The following is an 11,951-nucleotide window of genomic DNA, read 5'->3' on the forward strand; positions in this document are numbered from 1 at the left end:
CGCTCGATTCGACCGGGCTGTCGCTGCGGATGCTGGGCAGCGTCGGCGCGCTGGTATTGATGCAGCGCGCATTGCTGGGGACGGGCGAGCAGGGCGGGGGCGCGCGCCATGTCCTGCTGGCGGCGCTGGCGCTGATGTGGACGACCGACCTGGTCGTCTATCTGCTGGCGTTCATCATCGACGGCTGGCCGCCCACGCTGACGATCGCGCGCGGCGCGGTGATGGTGGTGGTCGCCCCGCTGGTGATGTTCGCCGCGCAACAGGGCGATGCGCAGGCGCTCCGCGCGTCGCGCACCGTGGCGTTGCGGGCGGCGGCGGCGGTGCTGGCGGGGCTGTACGTGCTGGCGACCGGGATCGTCACCGGATATCTGGGATCGCTGGCGGGCAACCAGGCGCGGATCGTGCAAACCGCGTTCGTGTTCGGATCGGCCGCCAGCGTGCTGACGCTGGCATCGACACCGTGGCTGCGCGGCTGGGCCAAGGTCGTGGTGACCAAGCACCTGTTCCGGCACCGCTACGATTACCGCAACGCCTGGCTGCGCTTTACCGAAACGCTGGGCGGTGATGGGGGGAAGGGCGCGACGTTGACCGTGCGGGTCGTCACCGCGCTGGCCGAACTGACCGAATCGCCCGCCGGGCTGCTGCTGACCAGCGAGGCGGGCGGGCTGCGCGCGCGCGCGGCGTGGCGGTGCGAGGCGGCGCCCGACGAGGCCGGCAGCGCCGCGTTGGCGCGGTATCTGGAGCGGACCGCGCGGGTCATCGACCTGCCGGCGGTGGCGGCGGGGCGTGCGCCGGCGGAGGAAGCCGCGCTGGTCCCGGCGTGGATGACCGCGCGCGCCGACGGCTGGGCCCTGGTGCCGCTGCTGCACGCGCGGCGGCTGATCGGGGCGATCATGCTCGCCCCGCCGCCGGTATCGCGCGCACTCGACTGGGAGGATTTCGACCTGCTGGGCGTCGCCGGGCGGCAGGTCGCCAGCTATCTGGCCGAGGACGAGGCGCATGGCGCGCTGGGCGAGGCGCAGCGGTTCGATGAGTTCAACCGCCGCTTCGCGTTCATCCTGCACGACCTGAAGAATCTGGTCAGCCAGATGGCGCTGGTGGCGCGCAATGCCGAGCGGCACGCCGACAACCCCGAATTCCGCGCCGACATGATCGCGACGCTGCGCGATTCGTCGCAGCGGATGACCGCGCTGCTCGCCCGCCTGTCGCAGCGGCAGGCGGGGGCGGCGGGCGAGCGGCACCCGGTGGGGATGCTGGCGCTGGCGGAGCGGCTGGCGGATGCGCGCCGCGCGCAGCACCCGCTGCGTGCCGAGGGACATGAAGCGATGGCGCTGGCCGATCCGGCGGCGCTGGAAACGGTGCTGGGCCATCTGATCCAGAATGCGGTCGAAGCGAGTGCCGCGGGCCAGCCGGTCACGCTGGTCGTGGGGGGTGAGGGCGACGAGGTGTTCATCGACGTGATCGACCAGGGCGGCGGAATGAGCGCCGATTTCGTTCGCGACGGCCTGTTCCGGCCGTTCGTGTCGTCCAAGCCAAGCGGCTTCGGGCTGGGCGCGTTCGAGGCGCGGCAGCTGGTCGAGGCGATGGGCGGACGGTTGCTGGTGACGAGCCGGGAGGGCGAGGGGAGCCGGTTCCGCATCGCCCTGCCGCGCGCGCGGGCGTTGGAGGCCGCCGCATGACCGAAGCAAAGCGACCGACGCTGTTGATCGTCGAGGACGACGCCGGGCTGCAACGCCAGCTGCGCTGGGCCTATGACGGTTACGAGGTGGTGGTGGCGGGCGACCGGGCCGCCGCGCTCGAGGCGCTGCGCCTGCACGAGCCGCAGGTGGTGACGCTCGACCTGGGGCTGCCGCCCGACCCCGACGGCACGACCGAGGGGTTGCGCGCGCTGGCCGAGATACTGGCGCTGAAGCCCGACGCGAAGGTGGTCGTCGCATCCGGCCATGGCGCGCGCGAATCCGCGCTGGCGGCGATCGCGGGCGGGGCGTGGGATTTCTACCAGAAGCCGATCGATATCGACCAGCTGGGGCTGATCGTGGCGCGCGCGTTCCACGTCCACGCGCTGGAGGCGGAGAATCGCCGGCTGGCGGCGCGCGCGCAAGAGGATGCGCTGGGCGGGGCGCTGGGCGGCCTGATCACCGCCGCGCCGGAGATGCTGAAGGTGACGCGCACGGTCGAGCGCGTCGCCCCGGCCGACATCACGGTGATGCTGCTGGGCGCGAGCGGCACGGGCAAGGAAGTGCTGGCGCGCGGGCTGCACGACGCATCGCGCCGCCGCGACGCGCCGTTCGTCGCGATCAATTGCGCCGCGATCCCGGAGACGCTGCTGGAAAGCGAATTGTTCGGGCATGAGAAGGGCGCGTTCACCGGCGCGGTGAAGACGACGCCGGGCAAGATCGAACAGGCCGACGGCGGCACCCTGTTCCTGGACGAGATCGGCGACGTGCCGCTGGCGTTGCAGGTCAAGCTGCTGCGTTTCCTGCAGGAGCGGGTGATCGAGCGGGTCGGCGGGCGAAAGCCGATCGCGGTCGACACGCGGATCGTGTGCGCGACGCATCAGGATATCGACGCGATGGTGGCGGACGGCCGGTTCCGCGAGGATTTGTATTACCGATTGGCCGAGATCGTCGTGCGCATCCCGTCGCTGGCCGAGCGGCCGGGCGATGCGGCGCTTTTGGCGCGGCATTTCCTGACGCGGTTCGCGCGCGCGATGGGCAGCGCGGTCACCGGCTTTTCGCCCGATGCCACGGCGGCGATCGATGCGTGGGGATGGCCGGGGAACGTGCGCGAGCTGGAAAATCGCGTGAAGCGCGCGGTCATCATGGCCGATGGGAAGCTGGCGACGGCCGCCGACCTCGATCTGGCACCACCCGAGGACGGCGCGTTGCCGATCAACCTGCGCGCGGTGCGCGAGGCGGCCGATCGCGGCGCGATCCGCCGCGCGCTGGCGCAGTCGGATGGCAATATTTCCGCCACCGCGCGGCTGCTGGGCGTCAGCCGGCCGACGCTGTACGACCTGATGAAAAGCTACGACCTGAATGCGTGAGGCGCCGGGCGATCAACCGCCGGCGCAGCGCGGCTGGCGCCGGCGGCGGCGGCATCGGCCGTGGCATGGTATCGCCGCGCGCGCGGGGCGGGTAGCGACACGCGTGCGGGTGCGTGCGCTGCTGGCGCTGCTGCTGGCCGCGGCGGTGGTGCTGGCGATCGTCGCGCTGGCGCGGCGCGCCGAGCGACCCGATCCGCTGGTCGCGATCCGTCAGGGCGAGGCGGCGCTGGCACAGGCCAATTATTCGGCGGCGCGTTATCATTTCCTGACCGCGACCGGCGTGGCGCCGGGCAATGCGACGGCGCAATTGGGGCTGGCGCGCGCCAACCTGCTGCTGGGCGAGGGCGTCGCGGTGGAGGGGGCGGTGGATCGCGCGGCGGCGGCCGGCGCCAACCCGGCGACGCTGCACCCGCTGCGCGCCGCCGCGCGCCAGTTGCAGGACGATGCCGATGGCGCGATCGCGGAAGCGGCGCAGGCCAGCGGCGACCCGCTGGCGCAGCGCGCCCGCGCCCGCGCGATGGCGGACAAGGGCGATACCGTAGGCGGCGTGGCGCTGCTGCAGACCGTGCTGGCGCGCCACCCGCGCGATGCGGCGGCGTGGGTCGACCTGGGGCGGATCCGCTGGAACCTGGGCGATGTGGCCGGCGCGGGCGAGGCGGTGCAGCGCGCGTTGGCGGCGGATCGTGCCTGCCTGTCGGCGCTGGTGCTGGCGGGGGAGGTGGTGCGCAGTCGCTATGGCCTGAATGCGGCTTTGCCATGGTTCGCGGCGGCGTTGCGGCGCGATCCCTATTACCACCCGGCGCTGGCCGAATATGCCGCGACGCTGGGCGATCTGGGCCGCAACGGCGAGGCGGTGGCGGCGGCGCGGCGTGCGCTGATGACGCGCCGCAACAGTCCGCAGGGCTATTACCTGCTGGCGGTGATCGCCGCGCGTGCGGGCAACCGGCAGCTGGCGGCGGACCTGCTGGATCGCAGCGGCGGCGCGCTGGACGGCCTGCCGGGTGGGCTGCTGCTGTCGGGCGCGACCGATTATGCCGCCGGGCGGCTGGAACAGGCGGCGGTCAAGTGGCGCGCGCTGCTGGACCGCCAGCCGATGAATCTGGTGGCGCGGCGGCTGCTGGGCGCGGCGCTGCTGCGGTCGGGCGATGCGGCGGGGACGCTGGCGGTGCTGCGCCCGATCGCGCTGCGCGGCGATGCCGACAGCTATACGCTGACGCTGGTCGCGCGCGCGTTCGAGGCGCAGGGCAAGCGCGACTGGGCGGCGCGCTTCCTGGATCGCGCGGCGGCGGTGCCGCACCCCTTTGCCGCGCCGTTCGGACAGGATGACAGCCAGGCGGTTCTGGCCGATGCGGTCAGCAAGGTGCCCGACGATCCGCGTGCGGCGGTCGCCTATGTCCGCGGCCTGCTGGAGAACGGGCGCGGGGCGGAGGCGACCGCGCTGGCGCAGCGGATCGCCCGCCAGACCCCCGGCGCGCCCGCGGCGGCGATGTTGCTGGGCGATCTGGACGCGGCGGCGGGGCGCTGGGCGGCGGCGGCGCGCGACTATGCCCGCGCCGCCGACCTGCGGTTCGACCAGTCGGTGATGCTGCGGCTGGTGGAGGCGCGCGCGATGGCCGGCGACCGGCGCGGCGCGGCGCAGGCACTGGCGCTGTTCCTCAGCCAGAACCCGCAGAACATCGCGGCGCGGCGGACGCTGGCGAACCTCCAGCGCGCGGCCGGCGACGACGAGGCGATCGACACGCTGGAGCGGCTGCGCACCGATCTGGGAATGCGCGACGACCTGCTGCTCGCCAGCCTGTCGGGCGCCTACAGCGATGCCGACGATCCGGCGACGGGACTGGCGCTGGCGCGCGCCGCCTGTCGCCTGCAACCGATGCGAGCGGCTGCGGCGGATGCCTATGGCTGGGCGCTGCTGGGGCGCGGGCAGGTCGCGGCGGCGCTGCAACTGCTCGACAAGGCGGCGCAGGCGGCGCCCGGCGACGCGACGATCGCGTGGCACCGCGCGCAGGCGCTGGCGGGCGCGAAACGCCCTGCCGAGGCGCGCACGGCCATCGCCGCGCTGCTGCGCCGTGCCGACCTGCCCGATCGCGACGGCGCGCGCCGGTTGCTCGCCAGCCTGCCACCGGGTTGAGCCGCGCGCACGGTAAGGGTAGCGCGGGCGTCATGCCCGACCCCCTCGACCGGATCGCCGCCGCGCTGGAGCGGCTTGTCCCGCCGCCGCCCGCCGGCGCCGACCCGCTGGCGCACCCCGCCTATGTCTGGCGCGACGGCGCGCTGGTCGCCGCGCGCGCCTTCGCCCCGCTGCCGCTGGAGATGCTGCACGGCGTCGATGCGCAGAAGACCGCGCTGACCGACAATCTGCGGCGGCTGGCGGCCGGCCATGCCGCGCAGGATACGCTGCTGTGGGGTGCGCGCGGCACGGGCAAGTCCGCGCTGGTGAAGGCGGCGGTAGGCGCGGTGCAGGGCGGCGGTGGCGTGCTGGCGCTGGTCGAGGTCCCGGGCGACCGGCTGGCGACGCTGCCCGCGCTGTTCGACGCGATCGCCGCGGCGCCGCGCGCCTTCGCGATCTTCCTCGACGATCTCGGCTTCGACGCGGCGGGCGATGCGCGCGTGCTACGATCGTTGCTGGAGGGCGGAGCGGAGGCGCGGCCGGGCAATGCGCGGCTGATCGTCACGTCGAACCGCCGCCACCTGGTGACGCGCGACATTCGCGAGCAGGACAGCGCGATCAACCCGCGCGATTCGGTCGACGACCAGCTGGCGCTGGCGGATCGCTTCGGGTTGAGCCTGGGCTTTCACGTTGTCGATCAGGACGGCTATTGCGCAATCGTGCGCGGCTATGCCGAGCGCTACGGGCTGCCGTTCGATGCCGCGGACGCGATCCAGTGGGCGACGCGGCGCGGCAGCCGCTCGGGCCGGGTGGCGTGGCAATATGTCGTCGAACTGGCGGGGCGAGACGGGATTGCGCTGACTTGACCCGCGCCGGAGGGACGGCGATGGCACCGGCGGCGTGCCGGTGCGTTGACGCGGCGTCCTTTCCACCACCGGAGATACGATCATGTCGACCGCCGATGCCAAGGTTTCGAACAGCAAGACCGGGCTGACCGATTCGCTGCGCCATCATTTTTCGGGCGATGCGCCGCTGACGCAGAAGGCCAGCGGCTTCGTGAAGGAACGGCCGTGGGCGTCGCTGGCGCTGGCCGGCGTCGCCGCGGCGGCGGTGCTCAACACGCTGCGCGGCGCGCGCGGCTGATGATCGGGACGGGGTGCGGCGGCGCACCCCGTTTTCGTCACGTCGTGACAGACGTGAGCAGGCGCTCCCGACGCGCGACGATCACCGGGACCAGCATCTGGCCCGCAACATTGGTGGCGGTGCGCCCCATGTCGAGGATCGGGTCAATCGCCAGCAACAGGCCGACGCCCTCCAGCGGCAGGCCCAACGTCGACAGCGTGAGCGTCAGCATCACCGTGGCGCCGGTCAACCCCGCCGTCGCCGCCGATCCAAGCACCGAGACCGCTGCAATCACCGCATAGTCGGACAGGTGCAGCGCTATGCCGAAGAATTGCGCCACGAAGATCGCCGATATCGCCGGATAGACCGCGGCACACCCGTCCATCTTCGTCGTTGCCCCCAGCGGTACCGCAAAGGCGGCATAGGCGCGCGGGACGCCCAGCGCGCGTTCGGTCAGTTCCTCCGTAACCGGGAGCGTGCCGACCGAGGAGCGCGAGACGAAACCCAGCTGGATCGCGGGCCAGGCGCGGCGATAGAACCACGCCGGGCTTAGCCCGTGGGACGCCAGCACCGCCGGGTAGACGACTAGCAAGACCAGCGCGAGGCCGAGATAGACCGCCAGCGCATAGGTGCCGAGCGAGGTGAGCATGGTCCAGCCGTAGCGGACCACCGCATCCCCGATCAGCGCCGCCGATCCGATCGGCGTCAGCGCGATCACCCAGCGTAGCAACCGGCGGAAGACCGCCAGCGCGGAGGCGTTGAACGCAAGGAAGCCCGCGCCGGCCTCCCCCACACTGACCGCGGCGGCACCGATTGCGATTGCGGCGACGATGATCTGCAGCACGTTGAACCCGACGACCGTGGTCGCGCCGTCGTCCGCCAGCGTCGTGCTGGCGGTCAGGCCCAGCATGTTGGCGGGGACCAGCCCCTTCAGGAAATCGAGCCATGACCCGGTGGTGGACGGCGCGGCGGCGGTGGCCGGGCTGACCCCGGCGTGCAGCCCCGGCTGAAGCAGCAGGCCCAGTGCGATCCCGATCGACACGGCCGCCAGCGCGGTCAGCGCGAACCACAGCAATGTCTGCACGACCAGCCGCGCGGCGTTGTGAAGATCGCGCAGCGCCGCGATCGACCCGACGATCGCGGTGAAGACCAAAGCGGGGACCAGCGCCTTGAGCAGCTGGACGAAGATTTGCCCCAGCGTATGGAGCGTCGTGCCGAGCGGCGCATTGGCCCCGCCGAGGCTGCGCGCGGCGAAGCCCAGCGCCAGCCCGGCGGCCATGCCGATCGCGACCTGCACGCCGAAGCCGGGGAGGCGGCGGGCGCTCATCGCGCTGCCGCCCGCGCCAGCGCGGCACCGAACAGCGCGAAGAAACCGCGATTGGCCGGGCAATGCGTGCCCTGCCATTCGGGATGCCATTGCACCGCCAGCACGTCGGCCGCGACGTCGTGCGCGGTGATCGCCTCGATGACGGCATCGTCAGCCGCCACCGCCTCCACCGACAGGCCGGTGCCGAGCCGGTCGATCGCCATCTGGTGCACCGAATTGACGTCCAGCCGGCCGCAGCCACTGATCCGCGCCAGCTTGCCGCCGGGGGTCAGATCGACCGGATGTACATGGTCGAACAGATCGGTGTAATCGTCCGCCCAATTGCCGCGCAGGTGCGATCCGTGATCCAGCGTGCGCAGCGAGCCGCCGAACAGCACGTTGATCTCCTGCAAGCCGCGGCAGATGCCGAACACCGGCTTGCCCGTGTCGATCATCCGTTCGGCGAGCGACAGCGCGACGATGTCGCGCGCCGGGTCGGTCGCGCCGACGCTGTCGTCGGTGCAGTCCGACGCCAGCGCGACGTGCGAACGCGCGCCGGTCAGCAGCAGTCCGTCGAGGCAGGCGGCGGTCGCCGCCACGTCGATCGCATCCGCCACCGCCGGCACCAGCAGCACGGTGGCGTCGCACCAGTGCGTGACCGGCGCGATGAAGCGCGTCGCCACCGCCTGGATCGGGCGCGCGGCCTGTTCGTTGCCGCACATGATCCCCACGACCGGCCGGCGTGCGCGGCGGTTCATGCCGCGTGCTCCAGTGTGTCGCGCAGATCTGCAGCCCCGGCGGGGTCAAGGTGCAGCGCCTCCGGCTGCACCAGCACGCTGTCCGGTGCGACGTCGGACAGCAGCCAGACGTTGCCGCCGATCACCGAACGATCGCCGATCGTGACGCGCCCCAGGATCGTCGCCCCGGCGTAGATGATGACGTCGTTTCCCACGATCGGATGGCGTGCCAGTCGCGCGCGGGGCGATTGCGGCGCCAGTCCCACGGCACTGCGCGCGCCCAGCGTGACATGCTGGTACAGCCGCACGCGGTCGCCGATGATCGCGGTTTCGCCGATCACGACGCCGGTGCCGTGATCGATGAAGAAATGCCGCCCGATCGTCGCGCCGGGGTGGATGTCGACCCCGGTCCGCTCGTTCGCCAGTTCGGACATCAGCCGCGCGACGATCGGCGCGCCCAGCTGGTGGAGCTGGTGCGCGATCCGGTGGTGCAGGCTGGCGATGGCTCCCGGGTAGCAGACCAGTATCTCGTCGACGCTGCGCGCGGCGGGATCGGCGAGGAAAGCGGCCTCCACATCGCCGTCGATCAGCCGGCGGACCTCGGGCAGGGTGGTGGCGAACAGCCGGACGATCGTGGCGGCCTGATGCTCGGGAAAATCGGCGCTCGCTTCTTCCTGCCAATAGCCGATCTCCGCCGCGACCTCGCGCTCCAGGTCGCGCAGCCCGGCGATCAGCTTGGCGGCGACGTAATCGTCCTCGCTCGCCGCGGTGGGGGCACGGTAGTGGCCCAGCCTGCGCGGATAGAGCGCGGCGGACAGCGTATCGACGATCGCCGCGATCGCATCACGCGACGGGAAGCTGCCGATGTCGCGGCGATGATCGTGACGGCGCCGCCAGTCGCCGCGGGCGGCCCGCAGCCCCGACACGGTATCGGGAATGGTCATACGAACGCTCTCCTACGCCCTTACTCCAGTTATCCGATAGGATATTACACGGGCGCGCGAAGTCGATAGCGCGGCGGGCAAGACCTGCGTCGCGGGGCCGTAGAAAAACTATGCGTTCATCGCGGCAGCGTAATCGTCGCGCGCAGTCCGCCGCCGTCGCGCGCGGCCAGCACGATCTCGCCGCCCGCCTCGCGCACGATCGACCGCGCCAGCGCGAGCCCCAGTCCGATCCCGCCGGTATCGCGATTGCGCGAGGTTTCGAGGCGGATGAACGGATCGAACACGTCGTCCAGCCGCTCCGGCGGGATGCCCGGGCCGCGATCGGCGACATGGATGGCGGCGTGCCGCTCGCCGGCCTCCAGCGTGACCTCGGCCGCGCCGGCATATTTGATGGCATTCTCGATCAGGTTGCGGATCGCGCGCCGGATCAGCGACGGGCGCAGCCGCATCCGCAGCCGCTCCGCTTCCTCGAAGGTGACGGCGGCGCCCAGATCGCGGAAATCCTCGACCACGGCATCGACCAGCGCGGCCAGATCGACCTCGGTCGGCGGCTCGCTGGGGCGGCCCATCCGCGCAAGCGACAGGATATCGTCCAGCGTCCTGTTCATCTCCGCGATGGTTTCCACCATGCGCGCGCGATCGGTGTCGTCCTCGACCGATTCGACGCGGACGCGCAACGCCGCCAGCGGGGTGCGCAGGTCGTGGCCGATCGCGCCGAGCATCCGGTCCTTTTCGTCCAGCATCGCGGTGACGCGCAGCCGCAGCGCGTTGAACGCGGCGATCACCGCCTGCACGTCGGGCGGGCCGTTTTCCGCCAGCGGCACCGGCGCGGAGGCGGGGGAATAGGCGCGCGCAGCGGCGGCGAGTTCGCGCAGCGGCCGCGAGATGCGCCGCGCGATCCACAGCACCGGCAGCAGCACCGCGCCGTACAGGATCAGCGTCTGCGCCAGCAGCCGCCAGAACAGCCGCGAATCGTTGCGCGACCATGGCGAGGCGACGACCAGCCAGCGTCCGCCGGGCTGCTGCACCGCCATCACCAGCGCATCGCGGCGCTGCGGCGCCATGCCGTCGCGGGCCATCATCCGCCGTTCGATGCGGGTGGGGCGCAGCGCATATTGATTGGGGGAGGCGAGCGCGACGGCGACCCGGCGCACCGGCACGCCCAGCTCGGCGAGCTGCGATGCCAGTTCGTGCGCCAGATCGGGCTGGGCATGCATCGCCGGGGTCAGCGGGCTGGCGGCGGCGATCCGCACCCGCCCACGATCCTGCAACAGCGCCCGTCCCTGCGCCTCGCGATCGAGCGCGTCGGCGATCTGCACCGCGGCGGGGCGAGTCGCCTGCGCCACGCGAAAGGCGGTACGATCGCGCAGGACCAGCGCAAGGTTGAACGCCTGCGCCACGAACAGCGCCAGCGCGACCAGCAGCGCCATCTGCCCCGCCAGGCTGCGCGGCCAGGGAAGGCGGCGGGTCACGGGCGTGGCGTCACAGGCGGGTCACGTCGGTGGACAGCGCGTAGCCGCCGCCCCAGACGGTCTTGATGATCTCCGGCGATTTGGGATCGGCTTCGATCTTGCGGCGCAGGCGGCTGACCTGATTGTCGATCGCGCGATCGAAGGCGGCGGCCTCGCGCCCTTGCGTCAGGTCGAGCAACTGGTCGCGGGTGAGCACCTGTCGCGGGCGCTGCACCAGCGCGAGCAGCAGATTGTATTCGCCGGTCGACAGCGCCACCGACACGCCTTCGCGATCGACCAGCGCGCGCTCCCCGGTCTTCAGTACCCAGCCGGCGAAGGCGTAGGAGCCGCTTTCCGGCGCATGCTGGCGCAGGCCGCCGCCACCCGCCGCGCGGCGCAGCACGGTCTTGATCCGCGCCGCCAGCTCGCGCGGGGAAAAGGGCTTCACGACATAATCGTCGGCGCCCATCTCCAGCCCGACGATGCGGTCGGTTTCCTCGCTGCGCGCGGTCAGCAGGATTATCGGCGTCTCGCCGGTGGCGCGGATGTGGCGGCACAGCGACAGGCCGTCCTCGCCCGGCATCATGATGTCGAGGACGATCAGGTCGATCGCATAGGCGGCCAGCCGCGTGCGAGCGCTTTCGGCGTCGCCCGCCTGCGTCACGCGAAACCCCTGCTTGGTCAGATAGACCGCCAGCGGTTCGCGGATCGAGCGTTCGTCATCGACGAGCAGGAGGTGAGGTGTGTCGCCCATCACGTCCGGGATTGGCATGGCGGATACCCCGATGGGAAGCCCCCGCATCCGCCCGCCGCAGCGGATGGATGCGGGGCGTGCGATCAGTTCGCGCCGTCGTCGCCGCCGGTCATCCGTGCGCGCATCAGCAGGCGCGCGGCCTCGCGCTCGCGTGCGTCGACGACCCCGTCATGGTTGGTATCCATCCGGTCGAACATCCGCAGCGCGCGCTCGCGGAATTCGGCCTGGGTGATTTCGCGCGCCTTCATCCCGCGCCCCTTGCCGGCACGATCGGGGCCGGCGCGGTCCGGGCGACCGGCGGTCGCCGCATCGCCGCCGCGCGCGGCCCGACGCGCGTCGCGCCAGGCGTGGCGTTCCTCGGCGGTGACGGTGCCGTCGTGGTTGGCGTCCATCGCGGCGAAGCGGCGATCGGCGGCCGCGATCGCGTCCGCGCGGGTCTGGGAACGGGCCGGATCCGGGGCAAGGGTGGTCGGGGCAGGGG

General features: G+C 72.2%; 10 protein-coding genes and 1 pseudogene. 5 read left to right on the forward strand and 6 right to left on the reverse strand.

The features are described 5' to 3' along the window. The 5 genes from prsK to AX685_RS01390 form a co-directional block, all read left to right on the forward strand. On the forward strand, positions 1-1,679 hold a 1,679-nt coding region (gene prsK, locus AX685_RS01370; RefSeq protein ID WP_066484556.1), incomplete at its 5' end, for an XrtA/PEP-CTERM system histidine kinase PrsK. Then, entirely contained in the window at positions 1,676-3,046 is a 1,371-nt protein-coding gene (prsR, locus tag AX685_RS01375; protein ID WP_066484559.1) for a PEP-CTERM-box response regulator transcription factor, read from the forward strand. The genes prsK and prsR, both read left to right, overlap by 4 nt. Continuing rightward, positions 3,039-5,177 (forward strand): tetratricopeptide repeat protein, encoded by a 2,139-nt coding sequence (locus AX685_RS01380; RefSeq protein ID WP_082740407.1) that lies wholly within the window; start codon positions 3,039-3,041, stop codon positions 5,175-5,177. The genes prsR and AX685_RS01380 overlap by 8 nt, the downstream gene beginning before the upstream one ends. A gap of 32 nt (positions 5,178-5,209) precedes the next feature. Next, positions 5,210-6,022: a DUF815 domain-containing protein gene (locus AX685_RS01385; RefSeq protein WP_066484561.1), complete on the forward strand. Its 813-nt coding sequence runs from the start codon at positions 5,210-5,212 to the stop codon at positions 6,020-6,022. 82 nt (positions 6,023-6,104) lie between these two features. Next, entirely contained in the window at positions 6,105-6,299 is a 195-nt protein-coding gene (locus AX685_RS01390; RefSeq protein WP_066484564.1) for a hypothetical protein, read from the forward strand. A 37-nt stretch (positions 6,300-6,336) separates the two neighbouring features. Here AX685_RS01390 and AX685_RS01395 read toward each other — a convergent pair whose 3' ends face one another. The 6 genes and pseudogenes from AX685_RS01395 to AX685_RS01420 form a co-directional block, all read right to left on the reverse strand. Next, entirely contained in the window at positions 6,337-7,605 is a 1,269-nt protein-coding gene (locus tag AX685_RS01395) for a dicarboxylate/amino acid:cation symporter (protein WP_066484566.1), read from the reverse strand. Beyond that, a complete protein-coding gene (locus tag AX685_RS01400) occupies positions 7,602-8,342 on the reverse strand; it encodes a gamma-glutamyl-gamma-aminobutyrate hydrolase family protein (protein ID WP_197418438.1) in 741 nt (246 codons plus the stop codon). The genes AX685_RS01395 and AX685_RS01400 overlap by 4 nt, the downstream gene beginning before the upstream one ends. Beyond that, positions 8,339-9,265, reverse strand: a complete 927-nt coding sequence (epsC, locus tag AX685_RS01405; RefSeq protein ID WP_066484570.1) for a serine O-acetyltransferase EpsC — start codon at positions 9,263-9,265, stop codon at positions 8,339-8,341. Before epsC ends, AX685_RS01400 begins: the two co-directional genes overlap by 4 nt. 116 nt (positions 9,266-9,381) lie before the next feature. Then, positions 9,382-10,695, reverse strand: a complete 1,314-nt coding sequence (locus tag AX685_RS01410; protein WP_082740409.1) for a sensor histidine kinase — start codon at positions 10,693-10,695, stop codon at positions 9,382-9,384. A 52-nt stretch (positions 10,696-10,747) separates the two neighbouring features. Continuing rightward, positions 10,748-11,470: a response regulator gene (locus tag AX685_RS01415; RefSeq protein ID WP_066484575.1), complete on the reverse strand. Its 723-nt coding sequence runs from the start codon at positions 11,468-11,470 to the stop codon at positions 10,748-10,750. 83 nt (positions 11,471-11,553) lie between these two features. Further along, positions 11,554-11,951: pseudogene (locus AX685_RS01420) on the reverse strand (hypothetical protein); the annotation flags it as partial.

The organism is Sphingomonas sp. CCH9-F2, assembly GCF_001556735.1.
Taxonomy (GTDB): domain Bacteria; phylum Pseudomonadota; class Alphaproteobacteria; order Sphingomonadales; family Sphingomonadaceae; genus Sphingomonas; species Sphingomonas ginsenosidimutans.